This is a genomic window from Mesorhizobium vachelliae (assembly GCF_033977325.1).
Classification (GTDB): Bacteria; Pseudomonadota; Alphaproteobacteria; order Rhizobiales; family Rhizobiaceae; genus Mesorhizobium; species Mesorhizobium vachelliae.
The window spans coordinates 1-24518 of record NZ_JAVIIR010000026.1 but is presented as its reverse complement, the minus strand read 5'-3'; the positions used below and the strand labels follow the sequence as shown (position 1 = coordinate 24518).

The 24518-nt window shown below is 63.7% G+C and carries 22 protein-coding genes; 9 read left to right on the top strand and 13 right to left on the bottom strand.

All coding sequences use genetic code 11. The annotated features are described in order from the left end of the window. The 5 genes from RFM41_RS31900 to RFM41_RS31880 form a co-directional block, all read right to left on the bottom strand. Entirely contained in the window at positions 1-1407 is a 1407-nt protein-coding gene (locus RFM41_RS31900) for a 4Fe-4S binding protein (protein WP_320253183.1), read from the bottom strand. Then, positions 1404-2252 (bottom strand): FTR1 family iron permease, encoded by an 849-nt coding sequence (locus tag RFM41_RS31895; RefSeq protein ID WP_320253182.1) that lies wholly within the window; start codon positions 2250-2252, stop codon positions 1404-1406. The genes RFM41_RS31900 and RFM41_RS31895 overlap by 4 nt, the downstream gene beginning before the upstream one ends. Next, positions 2249-2611 carry a cupredoxin domain-containing protein gene (locus RFM41_RS31890; protein ID WP_320253181.1) on the bottom strand — a complete coding sequence of 121 codons (363 nt, stop codon included), beginning with the start codon at positions 2609-2611 and terminating at the stop codon, positions 2249-2251. The genes RFM41_RS31895 and RFM41_RS31890 overlap by 4 nt, the downstream gene beginning before the upstream one ends. Further along, on the bottom strand, positions 2611-3156 hold the full coding sequence (locus RFM41_RS31885; RefSeq protein ID WP_320253209.1) for an iron transporter: 546 nt from the start codon (positions 3154-3156) through the stop codon (positions 2611-2613). The genes RFM41_RS31890 and RFM41_RS31885 overlap by 1 nt, the downstream gene beginning before the upstream one ends. 230 nt (positions 3157-3386) lie before the next feature. Next, positions 3387-4145 (bottom strand): helix-turn-helix domain-containing protein, encoded by a 759-nt coding sequence (locus RFM41_RS31880; RefSeq protein WP_320253180.1) that lies wholly within the window; start codon positions 4143-4145, stop codon positions 3387-3389. Positions 4146-4280: 135 nt separating this feature from the next. On the opposite strand from RFM41_RS31880, the gene RFM41_RS31875 reads away from it, so the two are divergent. From RFM41_RS31875 to RFM41_RS31835, 9 genes are all read left to right on the top strand, one after another. Next, complete coding sequence (locus RFM41_RS31875) at positions 4281-7019, top strand: nitrate/nitrite transporter (RefSeq protein ID WP_320253179.1); 2739 nt, start codon at positions 4281-4283, stop codon at positions 7017-7019. Between the two features lie 14 nt (positions 7020-7033). Continuing rightward, positions 7034-10774: a nitrate reductase subunit alpha gene (locus RFM41_RS31870; protein ID WP_320253178.1), complete on the top strand. Its 3741-nt coding sequence runs from the start codon at positions 7034-7036 to the stop codon at positions 10772-10774. Further along, positions 10771-12297, top strand: a complete 1527-nt coding sequence (narH, locus tag RFM41_RS31865) for a nitrate reductase subunit beta (RefSeq protein ID WP_320253177.1) — start codon at positions 10771-10773, stop codon at positions 12295-12297. Before RFM41_RS31870 ends, narH begins: the two co-directional genes overlap by 4 nt. Continuing rightward, positions 12297-12998: a nitrate reductase molybdenum cofactor assembly chaperone gene (gene narJ, locus RFM41_RS31860; protein ID WP_320253176.1), complete on the top strand. Its 702-nt coding sequence runs from the start codon at positions 12297-12299 to the stop codon at positions 12996-12998. The genes narH and narJ overlap by 1 nt, the downstream gene beginning before the upstream one ends. Positions 12999-13010: 12 nt before the next feature. Further along, positions 13011-13790 (top strand): respiratory nitrate reductase subunit gamma, encoded by a 780-nt coding sequence (gene narI / locus RFM41_RS31855; protein WP_320253175.1) that lies wholly within the window; start codon positions 13011-13013, stop codon positions 13788-13790. A gap of 111 nt (positions 13791-13901) precedes the next feature. Continuing rightward, complete coding sequence (locus RFM41_RS31850) at positions 13902-14693, top strand: peptidylprolyl isomerase (RefSeq protein ID WP_320253208.1); 792 nt, start codon at positions 13902-13904, stop codon at positions 14691-14693. A 55-nt stretch (positions 14694-14748) separates the two neighbouring features. Then, positions 14749-14988, top strand: coding sequence for a hypothetical protein (locus RFM41_RS31845; RefSeq protein WP_320253174.1), 240 nt, complete (start codon positions 14749-14751; stop codon positions 14986-14988). Positions 14989-15068: 80 nt separating this feature from the next. Beyond that, positions 15069-15665, top strand: coding sequence for a DUF2478 domain-containing protein (locus RFM41_RS31840; protein ID WP_320253173.1), 597 nt, complete (start codon positions 15069-15071; stop codon positions 15663-15665). Positions 15666-15996: 331 nt separating this feature from the next. Next, positions 15997-16512, top strand: coding sequence for a host attachment family protein (locus RFM41_RS31835; RefSeq protein WP_320253172.1), 516 nt, complete (start codon positions 15997-15999; stop codon positions 16510-16512). Between the two features lie 319 nt (positions 16513-16831). Here the strand turns inward: RFM41_RS31835 and RFM41_RS31830 are convergent, their stop codons facing one another. From RFM41_RS31830 to RFM41_RS31795, 8 genes are all read right to left on the bottom strand, one after another. Further along, the gene (locus RFM41_RS31830; RefSeq protein WP_320253171.1) at positions 16832-17047 is read right to left on the bottom strand and encodes a hypothetical protein; all 216 of its coding nucleotides are present in this window, start codon (positions 17045-17047) and stop codon (positions 16832-16834) included. A gap of 240 nt (positions 17048-17287) precedes the next feature. Beyond that, the gene (locus RFM41_RS31825) at positions 17288-18115 is read right to left on the bottom strand and encodes a universal stress protein (protein WP_320253170.1); all 828 of its coding nucleotides are present in this window, start codon (positions 18113-18115) and stop codon (positions 17288-17290) included. A 243-nt stretch (positions 18116-18358) separates the two neighbouring features. Continuing rightward, positions 18359-19261 (bottom strand): carbamate kinase, encoded by a 903-nt coding sequence (gene arcC / locus RFM41_RS31820; RefSeq protein WP_320253169.1) that lies wholly within the window; start codon positions 19259-19261, stop codon positions 18359-18361. Position 19262: 1 nt separating this feature from the next. Beyond that, on the bottom strand, positions 19263-20264 hold the full coding sequence (gene argF, locus RFM41_RS31815) for an ornithine carbamoyltransferase (RefSeq protein WP_320253168.1): 1002 nt from the start codon (positions 20262-20264) through the stop codon (positions 19263-19265). A gap of 11 nt (positions 20265-20275) precedes the next feature. Beyond that, positions 20276-21490: an arginine deiminase gene (locus RFM41_RS31810; RefSeq protein ID WP_320253167.1), complete on the bottom strand. Its 1215-nt coding sequence runs from the start codon at positions 21488-21490 to the stop codon at positions 20276-20278. A 10-nt stretch (positions 21491-21500) separates the two neighbouring features. Next, complete coding sequence (arcD, locus tag RFM41_RS31805; protein ID WP_320253166.1) at positions 21501-22970, bottom strand: arginine-ornithine antiporter; 1470 nt, start codon at positions 22968-22970, stop codon at positions 21501-21503. A 209-nt stretch (positions 22971-23179) separates the two neighbouring features. Beyond that, a complete protein-coding gene (locus tag RFM41_RS31800) occupies positions 23180-23899 on the bottom strand; it encodes a phosphoribosyltransferase (protein ID WP_320253165.1) in 720 nt (239 codons plus the stop codon). Between the two features lie 3 nt (positions 23900-23902). Beyond that, entirely contained in the window at positions 23903-24331 is a 429-nt protein-coding gene (locus RFM41_RS31795; RefSeq protein WP_320319334.1) for a DUF2267 domain-containing protein, read from the bottom strand. Positions 24332-24518 lie beyond the last annotated feature (187 nt).

Below are 24518 nucleotides of genomic sequence, written 5' to 3'. Positions count from 1 at the left end.
CTACCAGATCCAGAAAAGCAGCACCCACCCCGTCACGGCGGGCGCCATCGCCAGGCCGACAAGGGACAGGGCGAGGGCTCGCCGGGCAGCTACCCGGCTGTAAATTCCCGTCACCTGCCAGCACAGAGCCCCGGACCAGCAGGTCGCCATCGTCAGCATCGCTGCGCGCAGCAGGTCCACGAAGGGCAGCGATATCCCATCCGACCGCAATTGACCGACCGTAAGGCCGGAGAGGCCGAGGAAGACTCCGGCGCCTGCCAAGGGAATGAGCGACTGGGCAAGATGATGAAGCCTCTGCGTTCGCCAAGGTCCAAGGCTGCGCGCGGCCAAAGCCAGCAGGGACAGCGTCGAAGCGCCGCAGGCGAGGGCCGCCGCAAGCACATAGGCGATGAGCAAGGCCCCGTCGAGAAGCGTCATCACGTCGCCCGGATAATTCGTCAGGATCCACCACGGCGCCGTGGTTTCGAGCGGCCAGGCCACCCCGTTTTCGATCAGCCGTTCCGCCGCCCATAGCTTCGCCTGCACGAACCACGGGCTGACCGACCATTGAAACGCGCCGACGGCCAGGCCCATCAGGCCAACCACGATCAGGATCGTTTCCCAGGGTTTGGCGACAGTGCCCGCGACATGGACGATTTCGTGGTTTGGCGAGCGGCGGGCCAGGCGGATTGCCCCGCGAAACCCGGCGCAGCGTCCGCACATGTGGCAGTCGCTGGCGCCGCGCATGGTCCGGATCGGCACGAGCGGCGCGCAATTGACCGCCTTTGGCTTGATTCCCGAGAGCTGCGAAAGTTGCCAAAGCGGCGGATCGACACGGAAATGCAGCGGGGCAAGCTTCGCCAGCAGGCCGAAAACCCCGCTCACCGGGCAAAGATAGCGGCACCACACCCGCTTGTTGCGCCCATAGAGAAAGCCGATCAGCGCGGCGGCAAAAGTCGAGCCACCGAGGATGAAGAGCGTCGGTCGAGGATACTGATAAACGCTCGTCATCTGGCCGTAGATCGTCGTGCAGGCGAATGCGACGGTGGGCCAACCGGGCCATATCAGCCAGCGCGGTATAGCCCTGCCGCGCCCGCGGCCGCTGGCAAATTCGCTTATCGCGCCTTCGGGGCAGAAGATGCCGCACCATATCCGTCCGACCAGCGCGGTGCTCAGGAGCACGAGCGGCCACCAGACACCCCAGAAGATGAATTGGGCGAAGCGCGTGAAGTTGGTCCACAGATAGGCCGCACGACCAGGAAGCGGCAGGAAGACGGGCACGATCAGAAGAGCGCCGTACACGAGCACCATCGTCCATTGAATCGTCCGGATGGTCGCCTGGTGACGTTGGAGCCAATCGCCGGCCTTGCGCCAGACGTCGTCGGATTGAACGGAAGCGGCGTGCGGCGGAACGATCGTTATCGTCATGGGGAAGATTGCATGCGATGCAGGCGCGGTGAACGCAGCAGCGCCAGCACGGCGATCCAGTAGATTGCGTAAACCAGGATGGTTGCGAGCTCGGGGCGGGCACGATAGCCGGTCATGCCGGCAACCAGGCCTCCCAGCCTGCCCGTATCGTCCAGAAGCCAGGACGTGTCCCAAACTGCCCGGGACAGCGGCGGGACCAGCTCCAACCCGATGGCGCGGTCGAGCGCGGTCATCAAAAGCGATCCCGCAAGAAACAGCAGAAGAACCTCGCTCACCCTGAAGAAGACCTTCCAGGGAAAGCGTTTGGCGGCAACGTGGATCAGCCAGTAGGACGCGGCGGCCGAGGCAAATCCGGCGGCGACAGCCGCCAGCGCTGCGGGAAATGTCGCCTGCCTGGCGGATGCCAGGAGGCCGTAGAGGAAAACGACGGTTTCGCTGCCTTCCCGCATCACGGCGATCGCCGCCAACAGGAACAATCCCGCCCAATTGCCGGCGGTCAGGGCTCGCTCGGCGCCGCGCTCGAGATGCTGCTTGAGCCCTCTGCCTTGCCGGTGCATCCAGACCACCATCTGCAGGATGAGCAAGGCGGCGAGCGCGGCCATGCCGATCTGGAAATAGTCCGCGCGCTCTCCGTCGAGCAGGCTCTCCAGGAACAGGATGATCCCGGCCAGCAAAAGGGCTCCGCCCAGCCCCGCGACGACGCCGGCCCACAGGAAATATCGCGCTGTTGCGGCTTTGGCGTCCGCGTGATGCGCCAGCCATCCCTGCAGGATGCCGACGACCAGGATTGCTTCGGTGCTTTCCCGCCAGACCACGAAGGCGACCTGTCCGAACAGAGCAGTCATCGAGCCGCCGGCTCCTTGGCGACAAGCGTGGCAGGCGGCATGTCGGGATGAAAATCGTCGAAGAACCGGTACTCGCCGGGATCGAGGCGTCGGATCACGACAAACGAATTCGCTCCAGGCCCGAGCACTTTCTCCTTGCGCAACTCGATGCTTTCGAATTCCGCGGGGCTGGACCCGCTGTTGCGAAGCTCCAATCTGAACTGGGAGTTGGCTGGCACTTCGAGGGAAGGCGGCGTGATTGCCCCATCCTTGAGGTCGATCACGAAGGTGCGACTTTCATCCGCGACCGCGACGGTCGCCAGCAGGCAGGCGCCGGCAACAATCGCCGCCGCCGATGTGATGCGGCCGAGCGACCTCACTAGTAACCGCCCTTCTTGCCCACCCCGGCAAAGGTGAATTCATATTCGATGTGGAAGGGTTCGGGCCACGCGGCGACGCCCGTCTCCTTGTCGACATGCCTTCCGAACGGCGAGTGCCCGCCGGATTCCTCAAAGGAAATTGTGTAGTCCAGCCTGTATTTGCCTGGTCCCATCAGCTTCACGTTGTCGCCGTAGTGGGGACCGTCACTGGCGACCATCGGCATCAAAACGCCGCCGTTTTGCTGATTGTCGTCAATCCTGATCAGCCGATATTCGATCTGGAGGTTGGGGATCCAATCGCCTTCGGCAAAGCCATTGGCATTGCCGCGCGCTGCATGGATATCTGCCTCGAGATGGATGTCGGAATCGGCGGCGGGTTTCATCATATTTGCCGGCTCCATCTCGATCGGCTGCAGGTACACGGCGCCGATTTCCATGCCGTTCATGAGCTGAGGCTTGCCGATGGGATACTCCATCGCGCAGACGCTTGAAGCGCCGGCCAGCAAGGCCGCGATGGATGAGAACAAAATCGACTGACATGACATACCAGGCCTCCTGGCTGCCGACGGCATGGACCTGCCTTCAGCGGTATTTCCGAATTGAAACGATCTCGATCTGTTCCCAGATCGACAGGTCGATAACATGATCATGTTTGTCTACTTATTTGCCGGATCAATTGGCTCTTTGCGCCAGCGCAAAGAACGCGACGTTTTCTGGGCGTCGCATTCTTCCGGCCAATGGCCGATAGATGTTCTGGCCCCTCGGCAGCGACCGATCAGATCAGAAAGTCCCCGGCGTCCGCTCCATCGATAAGCGGGTCGGGCGTGCATGCGGCGGCAAGGCGGCGCGCGTCGAGAATTGCGATCGTCTGGCCGTCGACCCTGATGCCCGACTGTCCCAGGCTCGACAATGCGCGCGAAAATGATTCGCGCGTGATGCCGAGCTCGGAGGCGATGAGCGTCTTCTCGAACGGCAGAACGGCCCGGTCCGGCGTGCCCTGCCGCTTCGACAGCGCCAGGAGATAACATCCGACACGCTGGGTCGCTGTCCTCAGCTTGAGGTTCTTGATCTGACGGACCATGCGTCGAAATTGGTGCGCGAGGCTTCCGATCACGGCGTGCGCCAGCAAAGGGTCCGCATCGACTGCCGCGCGAAACGCTGCCGCATGAATCAATAAGAACCGCGAAGGCTCGGGCACCCGGGCCTGCATGAGATAAGGCGCATCGGTCAGGACGGCAGCAGGGATGATAAGGTCCGGAGCCCTGGCAGCCTCGATCAAGACTTCACGACCTTCGGCCGATCGTCCGAACAATTGCGCGGATCCCGCCAGCACGACCAGTTGGAAATTCGGCACGTCGCCTTGTTCGAACAGAACGGTGCCTGGGGAAACGCTGTGCACCATGGCATGTCGCAGCAGCTCGGCCCGGCGGGATGCGGGCAGCCCCCGAAACAGCGGCAACTCTTCCGGCGCCATATCCCCACGCGTCATTTCATCCAGCAAATACTTCTTCTCCGACTTCAGCCTTCCGGTCATCGCCGCATCGTCTGTGACAAATGTCACGCCGCGCCTTGATTTGGATCAATGCCGGACGATGCCGGCTTAGCCATCTTGGCCCCGAGCGGGCGAGAGTCCGATCCTTGAGAGCAACTGTCGAAGGGGCAGCCGGCGATGAAAACGACCGTCAATGCGAAGTCCGGTCAAATCCTGAGCGCAAGCACGGCCGCATTTACGGTCTGCTTCGCGGTCTGGACCATCTTCTCCATCATCGGCATTCGTATCCGCCAGGAACTCGGCCTCACCGAGACGCAGTTCGGCCTGCTCGTCGGCACGCCGATCCTGACGGGCTCCCTTCTCAGGGTCGCGCTCGGCATCTGGACCGACCGCTATGGCGGCAGGATCGTCTTCACCGCGAACATGCTGGCTGCCGCGGCCGCGACTTTCCTTTTGTCCTACGCTCACACCTATCCGCAGATGCTGGTCGCGGCCCTCGGCGTCGGCATCGCCGGCGGCTCCTTTTCGGTCGGCGTCGCCTATGTGTCGCGCTGGTTTCCGCCGCAAAGACAAGGCACGGCGCTCGGCATCTTCGGCGCGGGAAATGTCGGCGCCGCGGTCACCAAATTCCTCGCCCCCTTCGTGCTCGTCGCCTTCGGATGGCAGGTGGTTGCCCAGGTCTGGGCCGCGGCCCTCGTCGTCATGGCCGTCATCTTCTGGCTTACGACGGCTGACGATCCGGTCATCGTCGAACGCCGGCGCTCCGGCATCAAGCCGAAAAGCGCCTGGCTCGAGCTCGAGCCGTTGAAGAACGTCCAGATCTGGCGTTTCGCGCTCTACTATTTCTTTGTCTTCGGCGCTTTTGTCGCGCTCGCGCTCTGGCTGCCGCAATATCTCATCAATGTCTACGGCCTCGACATCAAGACGGCCGGCATGATCGCGGCCTTCTTCTCGGTGCCGGCGAGCCTGTTCCGCGCCTATGGCGGGCACCTCTCGGACAGCTTCGGCGCCCGCCGCGTGCTCTACTGGACCTTCTTCGTGTCGGTCGTGGCGACCTTCGTCCTGTCCTATCCGCCGACCGACTATATCGTTCACGGCGTCAACGACACGACGACCTCGTTCCACATCGAGATGGGCCTCTTCGGCTTCATCGTCACGATCTTCGTGCTCGGCTTCTTCATGGCGCTCGGCAAGGCCGCCGTCTACAAGCACATCCCGGTCTACTATCCCAACCATGTCGGCTCGGTCGGCGGACTCGTCGGCATGATCGGCGGCCTCGGTGGCTTCGTGCTGCCGATCCTGTTCGGCCTGCTGCTCGACCTGACCGGCCTCTGGACGAGCTGCTTCATGGCGCTCTTCCTGCTGGTCTCCGGCGCGCTGCTGTGGATGCATATGGCCATCCGCCAGATGGAGCGTGGAACCGTCGGCGAGGCTCTCGCCAAGCTCCCGCCTTTCCCCGAAATGCAGCAAATGCCAGAGCCGGTGGCAAAGGCCCCCGGCGGCGCGCTTACCGACTGGCGTCCCGAGGACAACACCTTCTGGGCTGAAACCGGCCGCCGCATCGCCAAGCGCAATCTGTGGCTCTCGATCCCGGCGCTGCTGCTTTCCTTCGCCATCTGGCAGGTGTGGTCGGTGGTCGTCGCCAAGCTCCCGCTCGTCGGCTTCACCTTCACCACGGACCAGCTCTTCTGGCTTGCTGCCCTGCCCGGGATCTCAGGGGCGACGCTGCGCATCTTCTATTCCTTCATGGTGCCGATCTTCGGCGGCAGGCTCTGGACGACGCTGACGACCTGGTCGCTGATCATACCGGCCGTCGGCATCGGCTATGCGGTGCAGAACCCCGACACGCCCTATGTCGTGCTGCTGATCCTAGCACTGCTCTGCGGCTTCGGCGGCGGCAACTTCGCCTCCTCCATGGCCAACATCTCCTTCTTCTTCCCGAAGGCGGAGAAGGGGAATGCGCTCGCGCTCAATGCCGGCCTCGGCAATCTCGGCGTCAGCGTCGTCCAGTTCGTCGTGCCGCTGGCGATCGCCAGCGGGATATTCGGCTGGCTCGGCGGCGATCCGGCCATGGTCAAGGGACCCACCGGCGACGCGCCGCTCTGGCTGCAGAATGCCGGCTTCGTCTTCGTCCCGTTCATCATAGTCTCGGCCTTCGCGAGCTGGTTCGGCATGAACGACATCGCTTCGGCCAAGGCGTCCTTCTCCGAGCAGGCCGTGATCTTCCAGCGCCGTCACAACTGGATCATGTGCTGGCTTTACACGGGCACCTTCGGATCCTTCATCGGCTATTCGGCCGGCTTCCCGCTGCTGACGAAGATGCTGTTTCCGGATGTCAACGCGCTCCAGTTCGCCTTCCTCGGTCCGCTCGTAGGCGCCCTCTCGCGCTCGGGCTCGGGTTGGCTGGCGGACAGATATGGCGGCGCGCGCGTGACCTTCTTCGCCTTCGTGCTGATGATCGCGGGAGTCTCCGGGGTCCTGTGGTTCATCGGCATCAAGGATCAGCCGGGCGCGTTCATGGGCTTCTTCGCTTCCTTCCTGCTCCTGTTCTTCGCCACCGGCGTCGGCAACGCCTCCACCTTCCAGATGATCCCGGTGATCATGGCCAAGGAGATGGGCCGCTTGTTGCCGAAGGCCAACGCGGAAGCGCGCCGCCAGCAGGCGGAGAAGGAGTCCGCGGCCATCACCGGCTTCACTTCGGCGATCGCGGCCTTCGGCGCCTTCTTCATCCCGAAGAGCTACGGCACCTCGATCGCGCTCACCGGCTCGCCCAACGCCGCGTTGTGGGCGTTCCTTCTGTTCTATGTGAGCTGCCTTGCCATCACCTGGGCTGTCTATACCCGCAAAGGCGGCCTTCTCCACGCCATCGAGCGCGCCAAGCGCGGCGCGCCCGTCCATCCGGCCGCAGCCGAATAACCAGGGACAAAGCAATGTCGCATTTTCTCGACCGGCTAACCTTCTTTCGCAAGACCGTCGACAGTTTCTCCGACGGCCACGGGATCGTGACCAATGAGGACCGCTCCTGGGAAGACGGCTACCGCAAGCGCTGGCAGCACGACAAGATCGTGCGCTCCACCCATGGTGTGAATTGCACCGGCTCCTGCTCGTGGAAGATCTACGTCAAGGGCGGCATCGTCACCTGGGAGACGCAGCAGACCGACTATCCGCGCACGCGGCCCGACCTGCCCAACCATGAGCCTCGCGGCTGCGCGCGCGGCGCCTCCTACAGCTGGTATCTCTATTCCGGCGCCCGTGTGAAATACCCGATGATCCGTGGCCGGCTGCTGAAGCTGTGGCGGGCGGCCCGCGCCAAGATGACGCCTGTCGCGGCCTGGGCTTCGATCGTCGAGAATGCGGACAAGCGCCAGTCCTATATCTCGATCCGCGGCCATGGCGGTTTCGTGCGCGCCACCTGGGACGAGGTGAACGAGCTCATCGCAGCCGCCAATGCCTACACCGCCCGCAAGCATGGCCCGGACCGCATCATCGGCTTTTCGCCGATCCCCGCCATGTCGATGGTCTCCTACGCGGCGGGCTCGCGCTATCTGTCACTGATGGGCGGCGTGTGCATGTCGTTCTACGACTGGTATTGCGACCTGCCGCCGGCAAGCCCGCAGACCTGGGGCGAGCAGACCGACGTTCCCGAGAGCGCCGACTGGTACAATGCCGGCTTCATCATCGTCTGGGGTTCCAACGTGCCGCAGACGCGCACGCCCGACGCGCATTTCTATACCGAGGTGCGCTACAAAGGCACCAAGAGCGCGGTCGTGTCGCCGGACTATGCCGAAGCGACGAAGTTCGCCGACATCTGGCTCAACCCGAAGCAGGGAACCGACGCCGCGCTGGCGCTCGCCATGGGCCACGTCATCCTGCGTGAATACCATCTCGACCGCAGCGTCGCCTATTTCGACGATTATGTCCGGCGCTACACCGACATGCCCTTCCTGGTGCGGCTTGCGGAGCGCGACGGCCGGCTCGTCCCGGAGCGCCTGCTGCGCGCCTCCGAGGTCCGGGGAGCCCTCGGCGAAAAGAACAACCCGCAATGGAAGACCGTCGCCATCGACGAGGCGACGGACGCGCTGGCCGCGCCGCTCGGATCGGCCGGCTATCGCTGGGGCGAGCAAGGCAAGTGGAACCTCGAGGAAAAGGACGGCAAGGGACGGGACGTCCGGCTGAAGCTCACCCTTGCCGGCGACGGCGCTGACATCGCGGAGGTCGATTTTCCTTATTTCGGCGGCCGGGCGAGCGAGCATTTCGTGGCCACCGAGCATGGCGAGATCCTGACCCGCAACATCCCGGTCTGTACCGTCAAGACAGTCGACGGGCCGGTGAAGGTCGCGACGGTCTACGACCTGCTCATGGCCAATTACGGCCTCGACCGCGGCTTCGGCGGCGCCAATGTCGCCTCTTCCTATGACGAGGATGTGCCGTTCACGCCCGCCTGGGCCGAGCGCGTCACCGGGGTCAAGCGCGACGCCATCGTCACCGTGGCGCGCGAGTTCGCCACCAATGCCGAAAAGACCAACGGGCGCTCCATGGTGATCCTGGGCGCCGGTCTCAATCACTGGTACCACATGGACATGAACTACCGGGGGATCATCAATCTCCTGGTGTTCTGCGGCGCCATCGGCCAGTCGGGCGGCGGCTGGTCGCATTATGTCGGCCAGGAAAAGCTGCGCCCGCAGACCGGCTGGACGCCGCTCGCCTTCGCGCTCGACTGGAACCGCCCGCCCCGCCACCAGAACTCGACGTCGTTCTTCTACGCGCACACGGACCAGTGGCGATACGAGACGCTGACGGCGGCGGAGATCCTGTCGCCGACCGCGCCCGAGGGAGACTGGAACCAGAGCTTCATCGACTACAATGTCCGCGCCGAGCGCATGGGCTGGCTGCCTTCCGCGCCGCAGCTGAAGCAGAATCCACTCGACCTAGCCAAGCGCGCTTCGGCGGCCGGCCTCGAGGTCAAGGACTATGTGGCGGGGGCGCTGAAGTCGGGCGAGCTCGACCTTGCCTGCGAGGACCCGGACGATCCGGCCAACTGGCCGCGCAACATGTTCGTGTGGCGCTCCAACATCCTCGGCTCCTCCGGCAAGGGCCACGAATACTTCCTCAAGCACCTGCTCGGCACCAGGCACGGCGTCATGGGCAAGGACCTCGGCGCCGAAGGCAAGGTGCGCAACAAGGAGGTCGTCTGGCACGACGAGGCGCCGCAGGGAAAGCTCGACCTTCTGGTCACGCTCGACTTCCGCATGTCGACGACCTGCGTCTACTCCGACATCGTGCTGCCGACCGCGACCTGGTACGAGAAGAACGATCTCAACACTTCCGACATGCATCCCTTCATCCATCCGCTGTCGGCGGCGGTGGACCCTGCCTGGGAAGCGCGTTCGGACTGGGACATCTACAAGGGCCTTGCCAAGGTCTTTTCCGAGGTCGCGCCGGAGGTGCTGGGCGTGGAAAAGGACGTCGTCCTCATCCCCATCCAGCACGACACGCCCGGCGAGATCGCCCAGCCCTTCGACGTCGCCGACTGGAAGCGCGGCGAGATCGAACCGATCCCGGGCAGGACGATGCCGGCGGTGAACGTCGTCACGCGCGACTATCCGAACCTCTACGCCCAATTCACCGCGCTCGGCCCGCTGATGACCGAGATCGGCAATGGCGGCAAGGGCATCGGCTGGGATGCCGCGCATGAGGTCGACGCGCTCGGCGCGCTCAACGGCATCCAGGCCGCCGGCACCGCCAAGGGTCTGCCGAGGATCGAGACGGACATCGACGCAACCGAAGTCATCCTGATGCTTGCGCCGGAAACCAATGGCGAGGTCGCGGTCAAGGCCTGGGAGGCGCTCTCCAAGGCGACCGGCCGCGATCACGCCCATCTCGCCATCCCGAAGGAAGACGAGAAGATCCGCTTCCGCGACATCCAGGCCCAGCCGCGCAAGATCATCTCCTCGCCGACCTGGTCCGGCATCGAGAGCGAGAAGGTCTGCTACAATGCCGGCTACACGAACGTCCACGAACTGATCCCGTGGCGCACGCTGACCGGGCGCCAGCAGCTCTACCAGGACCATCTGTGGATGCGGGCCTTCGGTGAAGGCTTCGTCACCTGGAAGCCGCCGGTCGACCTGAAGACTATCCCCGCGGTCAAGGGAATGAGGCCCAACGGCAACAAGGAAATCGTCCTCAACTTCATCACGCCTCACCAGAAATGGGGCATCCACTCCACCTACACCGACAATCTCCTGATGCTGACCCTCAATCGCGGCGGTCCGGTGGTGTGGATTTCCGAGACCGACGCCAAGGCCGCGGACATCGTCGACAACGACTGGGTCGAGGTCTTCAACGCCAACGGAGCGCTGACCGCCCGCGCCGTCGTCTCCCAGCGCGTCAAGCAGGGCATGATGCTGATGTATCACGCGCAGGAGAAGATCGTGAACACGCCGGGCTCCGAGATGACCGGCAACCGCGGCGGCATCCACAATTCGGTGACGCGCACGGTGCTCAAGCCGACGCACATGATCGGCGGCTACGTCCATCAAGCCTACGGCTTCAACTACTACGGAACCGTGGGCTCCAACCGTGACGAGTTCATCGTCGTCCGCAAGATGGCGGCCGTCGACTGGCTCGAGGAACCCCTGCAAGACCATGCTGCCAAGGAGGCCGCAGAATGAAGATCCGCGCTCAGATCGCGATGGTGCTGAACCTCGACAAATGCATCGGGTGTCACACCTGCTCGGTTACCTGCAAGAACGTCTGGACCAATCGGGAAGGCGTCGAATACGCATGGTTCAACAATGTCGAGACCAAGCCGGGCGTCGGTTATCCCAAGGAGTGGGAGAACCAGCAGAAATGGAACGGCGGCTGGCGGCGCAAGAAGAACGGCAAGATCGAGCCGAAGATCGGCGCCAAGTGGCGCGTCCTCGCCAACATCTTCGCAAACCCTGATTTGCCCGAGATCGACGACTATTACGAGCCGTTCACCTTCGATTACCAGCACCTGCACACGGCCAAGGAATCGAAGGCTTTCCCCACGGCCCGTCCGCGCTCGGCCATCACCGGCGAGCGGATGGAGAAGATCGAATGGGGACCGAACTGGGAGGAGATCCTCGGCGGCGAGTTCGAGAAGCGCTCGAAGGACTTGAACTTCGAGGGCGTCCAGAAGGACATCTACGGCCAGTTCGAAAACACCTTCATGATGTATCTGCCGCGGCTGTGCGAGCACTGCCTCAACCCGGCCTGCGCGGCGGTGTGCCCGTCGGGCGCGATCTACAAGCGCGAGGAGGACGGCATCGTCCTGATCGATCAGGACAAGTGCCGCGGCTGGCGCATGTGCGTCTCCGGCTGCCCCTACAAGAAGATCTACTACAACTGGTCGTCGGGCAAATCGGAGAAGTGCATCTTCTGCTTTCCGCGCATCGAGGCGGGCCAGCCGACGGTTTGTTCGGAAACCTGCGTCGGGCGCATCCGCTATCTCGGCGTGATCCTTTACGACGCCGACCGTATCGAGGCGGCCGCCAGCACGCCGGATGAGAAGGACCTCTACCAGGCGCAGCTCGACGTCTTCCTCGATCCGAACGATCCGGCCGTCATCGCTAAGGCGCGCGCCGACGGGATTCCCGACAACTGGCTGGAGGCTGCCAAATTGTCGCCGGTCTGGAAGATGGCGATGGAGTGGAAGATCGCCTTCCCGCTGCACCCGGAATACCGCACCCTGCCGATGGTATGGTACGTGCCGCCGCTCTCGCCCATCCAGTCGGCGGCAGCCGCCGGCAAGATGGGGGTGGACGGCGACATGCCCGACGTGCGCAGCCTGCGCATCCCGCTCCAGTACCTCGCCAATCTGCTGACGGCGGGCAATGAGGAGCCTGTGGCTCTCGCGCTTGAACGCATGCTGGCGATGCGAAGCTATATGCGGGCAAAGACGATCGACGGCCGCCTCGACGAGCAGATCGCGGCGCGGGTCGGCCTGACGGGTGCGGCCATCGACGAAATGTACAAGGTGATGGCGATCGCCAATTACGAGGACCGCTTCGTCATCCCGACATCGCACCGCGAGTGGAGCGAGGACGCGCAGGACATGCGCGGCTCCTGCGGCTTTTCCTTCGGCAATGGCTGCTCGGGCGGTTCCACGGAGACCAACCTCTTCGGCACCAAGCAGACCAAGCGGCCGACAAACCCGATGGAGATCGCGTGATGACGGCGCCGCATTCGAACCGGACCTTCAAGGCGCTCTCGGCGCTGCTTTCCTATCCGACCAAGGAGCTTTGCGCGGCGATCCCGGAAATCGCCGCGGCGATCGCAGCCGAGGGATTGGTGTCGGACGAAGCGACCAAGCAGCTGCAGCCCCTGCTTGCCGACCTGGCCACCTTGGATCTCTACGATCTCCAGGAGCGCTATGTCGAGTTGTTCGACAAGACGCGCCGTCACTCGCTGCATCTCTTCGAGCACATCCACGGCGAGAGTCGCGACCGCGGCCAGGCGATGGTCGATCTGGCCGAGCATTACCGGCGTGGCGGGCTTGCCGTCGCGGCAAACGAATTGCCCGACTTCATCCCGCTCTTCCTGGAGTTTCTTTCCGCTCGTCCGCTCGAAGAGGCGCGCGGCCTGCTCAATGAAGCCGCCCACATCTTCTCGCTGCTGGAAGAGCGGCTCGCCAAGCGCAGCGGAGCCTATGCCGCCGTGTTCACGGCCATATGCTCGATTGCCAGCGAGCCCGCCATGATCGCGGGCACCGCCGAGATCGACGAGCCCGACGACCTGGCTGCCATCGACGCCGCCTGGGAAGAGACCGCCGTCGCATTCGGTCCCGGAAACGCGACGGACGGCTGTTCCGTCGACCGGTTGAGAATCCAGATGCGCGCCGCCAATCGCGATGCGCGCAACAACGCGGCCTGACGGAGGCAAGCCATGTCCGACACGATCAACCACGCGCTCTTTGGCTGGTATCCCTATTTCTGCCTGACCATCTTCCTGCTCGGCAGCCTGATCCGCTTCGATCGCGAGCAATATACCTGGAAGACAGGTTCTTCCCAACTGCTGCGGCGGCGCCAGCTCCGCTGGGGCTCCAACCTGTTCCATGTGGGCATACTGGCGATCTTCGGCGGCCATTTTGTCGGCCTGCTGACGCCGATCTGGGTCTTCGATGCGCTTGGCGTCTCGCACAGTTTCAAGCAGGGCCTTGCCATCACCGTCGGCGGCATCGCCGGTGTCGCCTGCTTCATCGGCATCGCGCTGCTTGCCCATCGCCGCCTGTTCGACGCCCGCATCCGCAACACGTCCGCCCCCGGCGACATCGCGATTCTGCTGCTGCTCTGGCTGCAGCTCACGCTGGGGCTTTCCACCATCTTCGTCTCGCTCGGCCACATGGACGGCCACGAGATGGTGAAATTCATGAACTGGGCGCAAGGCATCCTCACCTTGCAGCCGGCGGCCGCGGCCTATGTCGCCGACGTCAACCCGATCTTCAAGGCACATCTCCTGCTCGGCATGACGATCTTCCTGGTGTTCCCGTTCACGAGGCTTGTTCACGTGTGGAGCGCGCCGGTCTGGTATCTCGGCCGTCCCGGCTATCAGGTGGTGCGCACGCGCTTCGCGACCCGCCGCTCACCCGCGCCCGTGCCCGCGGTGCGGTCGTCCGCGCCGACGCGGCGGCCCGCTGCCGCTCCCTCCCACCAGCCCGCGGAGTAGACCATGGCCGCGCTTGTCATCGATCATTCGTCCGGCCGCAAATCGTCCGAACATCCGCACGAACACCGGCCTGCAACCCTCGACACGACGCCGTCGCGCGAGCGCGTGGCGATGCCGCCGGTGACCGTCAACGGCGTGGCGATATCGCGCAAGGCGATCGCCGCCGAGGTGCAGAATTTTCCCGTCCGCAACCCCGGCGAGGGCTGGCGCGCGGCGACCCGCGCGCTCGTCGTGCGCGAGCTGCTCCTGCAGGAGGCGCGGCGTCTCGATATCGCCGCGGACCAGCGGACGGACCAGGACGGACGCAGGGAGACCGTCGAGGACGCGCTGGTGCGCGACCTGATCGAGCGCGAGGTTCGCGTTCCCGAGGCGGACGAGGACATGCTGCGGCGCTTCTACGAGAACAATCTTCGCCGCTTCGTGACGCCGGCGCTCTATGAAGCCGACCATATCCTCATAGCGGCCCGCCGCGATGATCGCGAGGCCTTCGACGGCGCGCGTGAAAAGGCGCTGTCGATGCGGTCCAGCCTGACGGCGGCGCCCGAGCGTTTCGCGGCGCTGGCGCGGGACTGCTCGGATTGCCCGTCGGGAGCCCTCGGCGGCAGCCTCGGCCAGATCGGGCCGGGCGACACGACGCCGGAATTCGAGGCCGCTCTCGGCGATCTTGCACCGGGTGAGATTTCTTCGCCGGTGGAGACGCGCTACGGCGTCCATCTCATCCGCCTGACGCGGCGCATCGATGGCCGCCAGCTGCCGTTCGAGGCCGTGCGGGAACGCATCGCGTCCTATCTGGCAGAACACGTCAGCCGGCAGGCGACGGCGCAATATGTCTCGCTGCTTGTCGGCCGGGCGGACATCGGCGGCATTGCCCTCGACGGCGCATCCTCGCCGCTGGTGCAGTGAGGAGGAGGCGATGCTCGGGAACCTCATTGCTTCGCTGGAAGATCCGGACGCGGCGATGGCCATCGTTGCCGCCATGGATGCGCCTGACCTGGTCGCGCGCCTGGCCGCGGCTGCAGACAAAACCGGTCGTTCGCCAGCCGACCTTGTCGGCTCGGCAATCCGCAATTTCATCGACACTGCCTCCGACGATCTGTGGATACAGCTTATCGGTCTCATGAACAGCTCGCAGGATCCGGGCCTCGCCGCCATGCGCGCGATTCTCGAAAAGGCGCTGCCCGCGGTGAGCGAGACCTAAAGCGCGTCGCGGGCCGGCCTATCGGAAGGACTGAAGCCGTTCTGCCCGGCAGGCAAATTCAAGCTGAAGGAGATTCCCCCATGCAGGACGTTCGTCCCGACTTTCCGATTACCGCAATCGTTTATTCAAACGGTTCCGAGTTCGAGGCATTCCTGCGGCAAGCTACTGCCGTCATGGCCGAGCAAGGCATGCGGTTGGCCGGCCTTGTCCAACTGAGCGAGCCGAAACCGGATCGCGTGAAATGCGACATGCATCTGAGCGATCTCGCGACGAGCAAGCTCTACGGCATATCCGACGATCGAGGCCCGCATGCCCGAGGCTGCGTTTTGAACATAGAAAGGCTGCTCGGCGCCTGCGAGGCTGCCGAAGCGGCGTTGTCCGGCCAGACCGATCTCCTGGTTCTCTGCAAATTCGGCAAGACCGAGGCTGAAGGTGGCGGCTTCAGGGCCTTGATCGCCAAGGCGCTCGAGCTTTCCGTGCCGGTGCTGATCGGCGTTCCCGTCATCAACCTCGCGCCGTTCCGCGAATTTGCAGCCGACCTCGCCCGGGAAATCGAACTGTCTGATCTGCCGTCCGATCGCTCGGCGGCGTTGGAACGCCTGCTCGACCGCGGTGTCACGGTGCGCGGCCCCTACCAATCCCAGGGCGGGAGCATGGCCGGTGCCGAGGTGGCTTGAGACCATTGTGCGTTCCGTCGTTGCCGGCGCAGTCACGAGCGCCTGGGCGGCTGTTGTCAATGTGACGGGAAGTCCGTCAGTTTTGATTTCTTTGGCGGCGATCCTGATCGTGTTCGGCGTCTCCAGCGATTTCCGCTAGAGCTCACGGCTTGCCGGCCTGGCGGGCCGCCCAGGCAGCGGCGTTTCGACGGAGCTGTGCCCGGCAAGACTGGAGCCGGCATGCGGACCCGTAGCGCGGCATCGCGTGGATCGCCGGGACGACCAGGCTCTGGCGCAGAGCCCTTGACCTCTTTCGCCGTCATGGATCGATCGGTCATGACCTTGCCGGGCCTTGATCGAGGTCAAGGCGATGCCACCCGATCCGGGGTTATCTGCCTGGCAATGGCAACAAAATGATCGGACCTCGGCGCAGCACTCAACTGATCCGAGGATGGAGAAATACATGATCCTGAACAATGGCACTCTTGTCGCGGTCACCGATGGCGAGAGCCTGCGGCTGTTCCATAACAAGGGACACGAACCTCATCTCGATCTGATCGAAGTCGAGGACCCTGTCCTTGAAATGGCCCACGCCGGATCCGGCGCCAGGCATCGCAGCTCAACCGCCAATCCGGACCAGTCGCGGCTGCGTGAAGATGACTTTGCCGCATCGATCGCGAACTATCTCAACGATCAGGCCCGTGGGAAAGCATACGAGCATATACTGGTGATCGCCGATCCACGCACGCTTGGTGAAATGCGCAAGCACTACCAGCCTTCATTGAGTGCGAAACTGACCGGCGAGATCGGCAAGGATTTCGTCAAGCATTCGGTAGAGGCGATCAAGTTCGCCGTTTCGATAGCCTAAAGCGCGTCGCGATCTTTCAGGTTCGCTCCATGCGTTTTAGATCTTTGACCTTACGCATATCTTTATACCGAAACCGGTTACCACTTTTCGGGGCCATGCTCTGAGCGAAAATCAAGCATCGTCGCATGGATGGCGACGTGCATCTTGGCTCATGCATCCTTGCTCGGGCGGATCAGCGGCGATAGCTGCAACCGACACGGGGCGCGGCCTTCCTGGGCGACGCTCGCGACCATGATCCTGCCCCCCAATGAGACCGCATCATCGAGCTGGTCGAGGGCAGGCTGATCGGCGGCGACGGTCAGCCATTGACGACGCTGAACTACAAAAGAGCGAAATGCGAGCCCAGGAACACGAGAAACTGACCGGTGATCAGAGGAATCTTCAGGACAGGGCCGTCCTCGCCGCTGTCTTGTATCGGCAATCCGCGAACATAAGGATGTGCCTTGAGGACGTCCTTCCAGATCGTTGGAAAGTCCGATCCCTTTTTTCTCTCGTCGTTGCACGCAACGACGAGCCTCGCAATCATGTTGGTCATTGAACGGAATTACCTGAGCGCCCGATTCAAAAACGTATGACCGGGAATTCCGGACAAAGGTTTGATTTCGATCAAAAACGTCGAATGCAGTCCCACGGTGTCACCCACCGCGTCTCCTCGCTGCGAGGCATAGGCGGGTCCATGCCGCCTCCAAGCTCCGTCTCACGTCGCCGTTCAACAAGGAAATCTCATGCGGCCCGCGTTCAGCCAGGCCCGCCTTCAGCAAGGATCAAGCCGGCGTCAGCTCGACATCAGCCGATTGAGCCACACCTCGTCCAGCAGCGAACGGGTAACGCCGCCGAACACCCATTCCCTCAACCGGCTATGCCCGTACGCGCCCGACACAACCAGTTCGGCACTCACCGAGGTGAAAAAATCGACGAGACAATTGCTTTCATCATCGTCCGTCTTGATGACTTCGGTGCGCGCCTTGATGCCGTGACCGGCCAGCAGGCTCGCCACGTCATCGACACCGTCCCTGATCCAATCATCCGGGTTGCGGTCGACCGCCACTATTGTGACTTCATCTGCCATGGCCATCAGGGGCACAGCGTCCGCCACCGCACGCCTTGCTTCACGCGTGTCCTTCCAGGCCACCACGATCCTGCGAGCCGGCAAATCCGCCGCGCCATCAGCGGCGACCAGGACCGGCCGGCCGGCGCGCAACACCAGCGACCCCGGATCGACGGTGCGGTAGGAATCGCCTGTAGACGCGCCTTTGGGGGCACTGGTCACAACCAGGTCGGCCCTGCGAGCTCCCCTGGCCAGGGCATGATCCGGATTTTCGATCGCGCCATGCCAATCCGTCTCGACCGCTCCGGCCACGAGATCGCCGAACGCGCCGTTCAGATCGCTCAGGCGGCGCCGGATCTCATCCCTCGACTGTTCCCAGATCTCGGCGGCGATGGCCGCGCCCTCCGGCGCCATCGTCACCGGCAATGGAGCATCCGCAGCGCAGAACCCGATCAAGCGGGCGTCAAAACGCTTGGCGAGGTTCACGCCGATCCGCGTAAGCGGTTCGATCGAACCATCGATATTGAGGTTGAGGAGAATTGATTTGTAGCTCATCGCACGCGCTTTCGGCTTGATTGCTCTCGATAGGCTGAACCCTATTTCGCAAGAGCGCGCGCGCCTTGATGCGGATCAAAGTCGCTTCCAGGCCGGGCCGATCTTCACGGCATGCGGGATTTGAGATGGATCGCCTCGCCGTCGTCCACGAAGGCGCCGTTGCCGACGTGATGGATGGTTGGCCCCGGCCATCCCGGATCGATCCAGGCTTCGGGCAAATGGCCCTACGGAGAAACGACGACGCTATGCTTCGAACAAGGTGCCCTGCCGGCCCTTGACGATCTCCGCCGCGTCCTCGAGCCGGCCGATCGCCGAAGGGTTGCCCGTCGCTTGAACGAATTCTATCGCGGCGCTGACCTTGGGCCCCATCGAGCCGGCCGGAAAGCCGCTTCCGGACAATTCTGTCGCCCCGACCCTGCGAAGCGCGCGGGCCTCCGGCCTGCCATAGCCGACATAGACCGCATCGACATCCGTCAGCATCAGCAGCATGTCAGCCTTCAGCTGGCGCGCCAGCAGTGAGCTGGCCAGGTCCTTGTCGATGACGGCTTCGACGCCGATCATACCGCCATCCTCGCGCGCGATAACGGGAACGCCGCCGCCACCTGCGCAGATGACGATGACATCATGGTCGACGAGGAAGGAGATGACGGGTGCCTCCAGGATCTCGGCCGGACGAGGCGAGGGCACCACCCTGCGCCATCTGTCGCCATCGGGCGCGATAGACCAGCCGCGCTCTCCCGCGAGCCGTCGCGCCGTCGTTTCGTCATAGACCGGGCCGATCGGCTTTGTCGGACGCGAGAATGCGGGATCGTGCGGATCGACCCTCATCTGTGTCAGCAGTGTCGCGTACAGTCTCTGAGAGGCGAGGTTGGCAAGCTCCTGCTCGATCAGATAGCCGATCATGCCGGCGCTCTCGGCGCCGAGAACATCGAGAGGGAAAGCCCCATCCGGTGAGGCAGCCGACTGGAGCGCGAGCAAGCCGACCTGCGGACCGTTGCCATGGGTGATCACGAGCGAATGGCCTTCGCCGATCAGCGCGGCCAGGGCGGACGCGGCGCGCTTGACGTTGTTGCGCTGATTTTCGGCGGTCATGGGTTCGCCGCGCCGCAGCAGCGCGTTCCCGCCGAGCGCGACGACGATCAGCATCTCAGTTGCCGATCGTGGCGACGAGCAGCGCCTTGATCGTGTGCATGCGGTTCTCCGCCTGGTCGAAGACGATCGAAGCACCGGACTCGAACACCTCGTCAGTCACCTCCATGCAGTCGATCCCATATTCGCGCGCGACATAGGCGCCGACTTCGGTGTCGGTGTCGTGGAATGCCGGCAAGCAGTGCATGAATTTGACGTGCGGATTGCCGCTGGCCGCCATCACCTTTTTCGTAACCCGATAGGGCGTCAGCAGTCGGATGCGCTCCGCCCATCCGGACTTGTCCTCTCCCATCGACATCCAGACATCGGTGTAGATGAAATCGGCGTCCTGGACGCAATCGGCAACGTCTTCGTCCAGCCGGAAGCGGCCGCCGCTGTTTTCCGCCAATTCCTTGATGTGAGCGCAAAATGCTTCGTCCGGCCACAGCTCCTTCGGCGAGGCGATGCGCATGTCGATACCGACCTTGGCTGCCCCCAACGCCAGCGACTGGGCGACATTGTCCCGACCTTCACCGACGAATGCGACGGTCATGTCCGACAGATGCTTGTGCGTGAATTCGCGCATCGTCATGAAATCGGCGAGGATCTGCGTCGGATGCGCTTCATCCGTCAGTCCGTTGTAGACGGGCACGCCGGCATGCGCCGCCAGCATTTCGGCCTGATGCTGGGCAAAACCGCGGTACTCGATGGCGTCATACATCCGGCCGAGCACGCGCGCGGTGTCCTTCATGGATTCCTTGTGCCCGATATGGCTGCCGGTGGGTCCGAAATACGTGACGTGGGCGCCCTGATCGTAAGCGGCGACTTCGAAGCCGGTCCGTGTGCGTGTCGAATCCTTTTCGAAGATGAGGGCGATGTTCTTGCGAGCGAGGCGAGGTATCTCGTGCCCGGCCTGCTTGGCCGCCTTGAGGTCGGCCGCCAACTTCAGGAGAAAGCGGATTTCTTCGGCCGAAAGGTCATCCAGTGAAAGCACCGAGCGGCCATGAAGGTTGATCGACATTGGATATCCTTTCAGATCGGGTCGCGTGCGATGGGGCAGGTCATGCAATGACCGCCGCCCCGGCCGCGGCTGAGCTCGGCGCCCTCGATGGTGATCACTTCGATACCCGCGCGCCGCAGAAGCGTGTTGGTGTAGACGTTGCGATCGTAGCCGATGACGACGCCCGGCTCGACCGCGACGACGTTGTTGCCGTCGTCCCACTGCTCGCGTTCTGCCTCGCAGCGGTCGCCGCCCGTGGCGATGATCCGCAGCGATTTCAGCCCGAGGGCCTCGGCAACGACTGCCACGAAGGGAGCTTTTTCTTCCCTGACCTCGACCGCCGCATCGCCGTCTCCGGGCCGGATCGAGAAGGTGCGCAGCCTTTCGACCACCGGCGGATACATGGTGGCGAGGTCCCGGTCGCAGAAGGTGAAGACGGTGTCGAGATGCATGAAGGAGCGGTCGCGCGGCATCAGCGCCGCGATCACGCGGGTGGCCTCGCCGGCGGCGAACAGGCTGCGGGCAAGATCGCCGACCGCCTGCGGCGTGGTGCGCTCGCCCATGCCCACGAGAACGCCGCCTCCGCCGAGGGGCATGACGTCGCCGCCTTCCAGGCTGATACCCGCTCCGGCCTGCGGCGATACGAACGGAATGCCACCGTCACGGAAATGCGGGTGGAAGCGGTAGACCGCCTCGACATTGGCCGCTTCCGGCCGTCTGGCAGGCCAATACATGGGGTTCACGGAGACGGAGCGATAGATCCAGCAGGAACTGTCGCGGGTGAACAGCTGGTTGGGCAGCGGCGGCAGCACGAAGTCCTGAGGCGCAAGCGTTCTCCCGGTCAGCCCCTTGGGCTCGAATGGCAGTTCGGCGCGGGCGATGCCGCCGACGAGGCAGGTTGCCAGCAGGCCGGCCGACATCTCGTTCAGCCAGCCTCGCATCTCGTCGACCATGTCAAGGCCAACCACCCCGGCATGCACGCGGCGATCAAGAAGCCAGTCGCGGGCCTTGCCGATCCCCATGGTCTCGGCGAGGAGCTCGCCGAACGAATGCACCACCACGCCGCGCTCTCGCAAGGCATCGACGAAGACGTCGTGCTCCTGGCGCGCCCGCTTCACCCACAGCACGTCGTCGAACAGCAGCGACTTGCAGTTGTCCGGCGTCAGTCTGCGCAGGCTGAGATCCGGCCTGTGGACCATCACCTCGCGCAGGCGGCCGACTTCCGAATGAACCCCCAGATTTGCCATGGGACGGCTCTCAAAGCGCGCTGACGGCGCCGGTCCACATCTCGTAGACGGCAAGGATTGCGACTGCGACGAGCGCGGCGGCGATGACGGCCTCCACCGGGTGGAAGGCGTGCTGATGGGCCTCGCGGCGAGCCCAGATGTAGAAGACGATGCCCGGTGCGTAGAGGATCGCGCACATGAACAGATACGCAGGTCCCGCCGCATAGACGAGCCACAGTCCGTAGATCGTCGCCACGATGCCGGCAACGAGCGGCGCCGTTCGACCTTCGCCGCTTTGATAGCTTTCCCCGGTCAATGCCAACTTGGCGGCGAAAGCGCCGGAGAAGATGTAAGGCACGAGGATGGCGGCCGAGGCGATGTAGAACAGCGCCTGGTAGGTGCTTTGCGCAAAGAGCGTGATCACCAGGAAGGCCTGAACGAGCAGGTTGGTGATCAGCAGCGAGGTCGAGGGAACGCCGCGTTCGCTTTCCCGGCCGAAGAATTTTGGCATGGTTCCGTCCTTGCCGGCCACATGCGGGATTTCGGCCGCAAGCAAGGTCCAGCTCAAGAAGGCGCCGACGACCGAGACGACGAGCGCGAGATTGATGAGCACGGCGCCCCAAGGCCCGACCACCGCCTCCAGCACGCCTGCCATCGAGGGGTTCTTCAGGGCGGCGAGCTCGGGCTGGCTGAGGACGCCGAGCGAAAGCAGCGAGACCAGCGCGTAAAGCGCGAGGCAGGTGAAGAAGCCGAGCACCGTCGCGGTCGCGATATCCTTGCGGCGCTCCGCCCGGGCAGAGAAAACGCTGGCGCCCTCTATGCCGATGAACACCCACAGCGTCACCAGCATCGTGCTCTTGACCTGAGCCGCGATGGTGCCGAGCGAAGCGTTGCCGAGACCCGTGAAGTCGAGCGACCAGACGTTGAGCTTGAAGGCGACAGCGACGACGCCGACGAAGAGGACGACAGGAGCAATCTTGGCCACGGTCACCATGGTGTTGACGATCGCAGCCTGGCGAATGCCGGCAAGAATCAGGAAGTGGATGGCCCACAACAGGATGGATGCGCCGAGCACCGCCTGCCAGGTGTTCCCGTCACCGAAGGCAGGAAAGAAATAGGACAGCGCGCTGAACACGACCACCGCGTAGGAGACATTGCCGACCCAAGCGCTGATCCAATAGCCCCAGGCACTGTTGAAGCCGATGAACGGACCAAAGCCGGCCCTGGCATAGGCGTAGGGCCCGGCGTCGAGCTCGGGCCGACGCACCGCCAGCGACTGGTAGACGAACACAAGCGCGAGCATGCCGACCGCGGTGATGGCCCACCCGATCAGGATCGCAAGCGGGCCGGCGCCGGCAGCCATGTTCTGGGGCAGGCTGAACACGCCTGAGCCCACCATCGAGCCGATTACGAGCGCCGTCAGGGAACCCAGTCTTAACTTCGTCGATGCCGCGGTCGACGCTTCCCTGGTCGGAATGTTGACTTCTGTTGTCGTGGACAAGATGCCCTCCCAGATTTGGAAAAGTGGGAGGATTCAACAGGAAACGGAGCCGCCGGCCTTGATGCTGGTCAATTCCGATTGTCTTGCGCCGATGACCGCATGGGAGGGATATGGATCTCAAGGATGTTGGACGGTCCATGCTGCCGGTCCTTCGCCAGGCCGGCGCGATTGGCCAAGGACGGAGGCGTTCGGACAGGTTTCAGCGAACCTTATTGGCTGGACGCGTGCCTTGATTTTTTCACGGCATGTCCGGCGGAGCGCCGGTTGCCATCGCCGAGGTCGGCCTTGCGTGCCTGCGCAAATTCTTCCAAGGTGCCGAGGACATCGTTGTCAGAGAGCTGCTGGAAGTTGAGATAGTAATAGCTGAGCGCGCGGAAATGCGCCGGCTGACTGAGGCAGAGGACCAGATCCGCTTCCTGCGCAAGCTCGCCGACAGTTTCCGGCGGCGCGACCGGGAGCGCAGCAATGATTTGGCGCGGCGAGCGGTGCTTCAAGGCGCGGATGGCCACTTTCATCGTCGTTCCGGTGGCTGCGCCGTCATCGACAAGGATCACCGTCTTGCCTTCAGCCGACAAGGGCGCATGTTCGCCGCGATATGCAGCGCGACGGCGTTCCAACTCCCCACGCTCTTTCGCGATGAGGACGCGCAGCGCGTCGTCGCCGAGCCTATAGGCTTCCACGATCTCCCGGTTGAGAACGACGTCCGGTGGTTCGCCGTCCACAATGGCGGCAACCGCCAGTTCCGGATTGTCGGGTGCTCCGACTTTGCGGACGATGACCAGGTCCAGCGGAGCTTTGAGAGCCTTCGCAATTTGCGCGGCGACCGGAACGCCGCCCCGCGGCAAGGCCAAGACCACAGGATCCTGCAGGGTCAGCTTGGCAAGCTCGTCCGCGAGCATTTGTCCGGCTTCCTGGCGATCGCGAAACATCGCTCATCCTTCCGGCCAGAGTTGGCGCAGCGACTTCTTCATCGAGTTTCGGACCTGGACGATCTCGCCGCGGGAGATATGCCGGTCAAGGAGCCTGAACACCGCTCCGATGGCCTTGTCGACGTCGATCTCCGGCTCGTAGCCAAAGCTGTCGCGGACGCAGATGACGAAGTCGCGCTTCTTTCGTTCCCAAGTCGGTTCGGCCGGGTTCCACCCTTCGAAGTAGATGCCCCTGATCAATGTCGGCAACTGGGCGGACAGATCGGCCATTTCCTCGGGCGAGAGCCAGTCGCGCAAAGCATGCAGCACTGATTTCAACAACCGAAATGCGCTCTGTTCGTTCCAGTCCAGATCCTTTGCGAGTTCGTTCACCCATTGCTGCGCCTGCTCGGCGGCATGGATAAGGGAAGTGTGCGAAACAGAGCGTGTCATCTTTGCCATCCTTCAATCTATTATCCCGAAACCGGTTCCCACTTTCGGGAGACATGCTTCACCCGCCCGCGTTGCTCACCAGCAGCGGAACGATCCGATCGGTCTCGGCGACGGCGGGACGGCCGGAGTTGGCATAGGGAATGCCCAGCGCATCCCAGGTCTCGACCAGCGCGTCCTGCAACTCGGC

What these genes read in the sequence shown, in the direction of transcription:
- RFM41_RS31900 (WP_320253183.1), bottom strand. Translation starts at nt 1,407, where the DNA reads ATGACGATAACGATCGTTCCGCCGCACGCCGCTTCCGTTCAATCCGAC.
- RFM41_RS31895 (WP_320253182.1), bottom strand. Translation starts at nt 2,252, where the DNA reads ATGACTGCTCTGTTCGGACAGGTCGCCTTCGTGGTCTGGCGGGAAAGC.
- RFM41_RS31885 (WP_320253209.1), bottom strand. Translation starts at nt 3,156, where the DNA reads ATGTCATGTCAGTCGATTTTGTTCTCATCCATCGCGGCCTTGCTGGCC.
- RFM41_RS31880 (WP_320253180.1), bottom strand. Translation starts at nt 4,145, where the DNA reads ATGACCGGAAGGCTGAAGTCGGAGAAGAAGTATTTGCTGGATGAAATG.
- RFM41_RS31875 (WP_320253179.1), top strand. Translation starts at nt 4,281, where the DNA reads ATGAAAACGACCGTCAATGCGAAGTCCGGTCAAATCCTGAGCGCAAGC.
- RFM41_RS31870 (WP_320253178.1), top strand. Translation starts at nt 7,034, where the DNA reads ATGTCGCATTTTCTCGACCGGCTAACCTTCTTTCGCAAGACCGTCGAC.
- narH (WP_320253177.1), top strand. Translation starts at nt 10,771, where the DNA reads ATGAAGATCCGCGCTCAGATCGCGATGGTGCTGAACCTCGACAAATGC.
- narJ (WP_320253176.1), top strand. Translation starts at nt 12,297, where the DNA reads ATGACGGCGCCGCATTCGAACCGGACCTTCAAGGCGCTCTCGGCGCTG.
- narI (WP_320253175.1), top strand. Translation starts at nt 13,011, where the DNA reads ATGTCCGACACGATCAACCACGCGCTCTTTGGCTGGTATCCCTATTTC.
- RFM41_RS31850 (WP_320253208.1), top strand. Translation starts at nt 13,902, where the DNA reads ATGCCGCCGGTGACCGTCAACGGCGTGGCGATATCGCGCAAGGCGATC.
- RFM41_RS31845 (WP_320253174.1), top strand. Translation starts at nt 14,749, where the DNA reads ATGGCCATCGTTGCCGCCATGGATGCGCCTGACCTGGTCGCGCGCCTG.
- RFM41_RS31840 (WP_320253173.1), top strand. Translation starts at nt 15,069, where the DNA reads ATGCAGGACGTTCGTCCCGACTTTCCGATTACCGCAATCGTTTATTCA.
- RFM41_RS31830 (WP_320253171.1), bottom strand. Translation starts at nt 17,047, where the DNA reads ATGACCAACATGATTGCGAGGCTCGTCGTTGCGTGCAACGACGAGAGA.
- RFM41_RS31825 (WP_320253170.1), bottom strand. Translation starts at nt 18,115, where the DNA reads ATGAGCTACAAATCAATTCTCCTCAACCTCAATATCGATGGTTCGATC.
- arcC (WP_320253169.1), bottom strand. Translation starts at nt 19,261, where the DNA reads ATGCTGATCGTCGTCGCGCTCGGCGGGAACGCGCTGCTGCGGCGCGGC.
- argF (WP_320253168.1), bottom strand. Translation starts at nt 20,264, where the DNA reads ATGTCGATCAACCTTCATGGCCGCTCGGTGCTTTCACTGGATGACCTT.
- RFM41_RS31810 (WP_320253167.1), bottom strand. Translation starts at nt 21,490, where the DNA reads ATGGCAAATCTGGGGGTTCATTCGGAAGTCGGCCGCCTGCGCGAGGTG.
- RFM41_RS31800 (WP_320253165.1), bottom strand. Translation starts at nt 23,899, where the DNA reads ATGTTTCGCGATCGCCAGGAAGCCGGACAAATGCTCGCGGACGAGCTT.
- RFM41_RS31795 (WP_320319334.1), bottom strand. Translation starts at nt 24,331, where the DNA reads ATGACACGCTCTGTTTCGCACACTTCCCTTATCCATGCCGCCGAGCAG.